This window comes from Agromyces sp. P1_H4 (assembly GCF_056405255.1).
In genome coordinates this window covers 1-1,312 of record NZ_JBFUCL010000547.1, presented here as the reverse complement: position 1 = coordinate 1,312, position 1,312 = coordinate 1, and the positions used below count along the sequence as shown (strand labels likewise).

At 70.5% G+C, this 1,312-nt stretch carries 2 protein-coding genes; one reads left to right on the top strand and one right to left on the bottom strand.

What is annotated here, in order from left to right:
* Positions 1 to 852, bottom strand: an 852-nt coding sequence (locus tag AC1DY2_RS19840; protein WP_476763973.1) for an acyl-CoA thioesterase, incomplete at its 3' end; no start/stop codon positions are given.
* A gap of 92 nt (positions 853 to 944) precedes the next feature.
* Between AC1DY2_RS19840 and AC1DY2_RS19835 the strand changes: the two genes are divergently transcribed.
* The coding region (locus AC1DY2_RS19835) for a DUF8010 domain-containing protein (protein WP_476763972.1) at positions 945 to 1,312 on the top strand (368 nt) is incomplete at its 3' end.

The following is a 1,312-nucleotide window of genomic DNA, read 5'->3' as shown; positions in this document are numbered from 1 at the left end:
GATCATGCCCTCCTGCGCGACGCTGGCGATCAGCACGCCCTCGCGCGTGTAGATGCGGCCGAGGGACAGCCCGCGCCCGCCGCTCGCCGAGGGCGACTCCTGCGTGTACAGCAGCCACTCGTCGACACGCGCGTCGCGGTGCCACCACATCGCGTGGTCGAGGCTCGCCACCTTCAGCCCGGGCGTCGCCCACGCCACGCCGTGGGCGCGGAGCACCGGTTCGAGGATCGTGTAGTCGCTCGCGTAGGCGAGGGCCGCGCGGTGCTGCTTCGGATCGTCGGAGAGGGTGCCGACCGCCTTCATCCACACGGCCTGGCGCGGCACGCGGTCGCCGTCGACCCGGAGGTACACGGGAGACGGGATGTGGCGCACGTCGAACGCCCGCTCGCTCGACCAGTATCGTGCGACGTCGTGGTCGACGTGGCCGAGCACGTCGGCGGTCGACGGCAGCGATTCGGGCTCGGGGAGGTCGTGCGGCATGTCGACCTGGTGCTCGACGCCGTCGTCGTGCGTCTGGAACGAGGCGATGAGCGACAGGATCGGCTCGCCGTGCTGGTACGCCTGCGTGCGCCGCGTCGAGAACGACCGCCCGTCGTGGATGCGGTCGACGGAGAAGGTGATCGGGTGCTGCACGTCGCCGGGTCGCAGGAAGTAGCCGTGCATCGAGTGCACGGTGCGGTCGGACGGCACGGTGTGCATGGCGGCGACGATGGACTGGGCGAGCACCTGCCCGCCGAAGACCCGGCCGAGCGGCATCCACTGCGACGGCCCCGTGAAGATGTCCTCGGTGGTGCGGGCGCCCGTGTCGGTGAGGTTCAGGGTGCTCAGCAGGCCGTCGATGGGACCGTTCATCGTTCCTCCGTGTCATGGGGGCGGCCGCTGGACGACGCCGAAGACGCCGACGTCAGGGGGCGGCGGCGCTCCCTTGGTAGTTTAGACAGCAGATGGTTCAACAACTCACGCTCGCCGACAGCCTGTCGCTCGGTGACCTGCACACCTACCTGCAGCGCGCCGGGCGCGTCGAGGACGGTTCGGTGCGCCTCGTCGCCGGTTCCGGCATCCTCGCGGTCTACACGGCGATCCTGTATCCGCGCGGCATCCTCGACGAGAGCCCGACGGTCCTCGGGCTGCGCACCTTCGCCCTCTTCGAGACCGAGGACTTCGACGTGGTCGTGCCGATGCGGTCGCTCGTCGAGCGCATCGTTCGCGCACGCTCCGATCTCGCCGACGACGACGAGTCGCGTCCGGTCACGATGACCCGGCCGCCCGAGGTGAACACGGTCACGTGGGCGGGCATCTCGCCGCCCAGGGG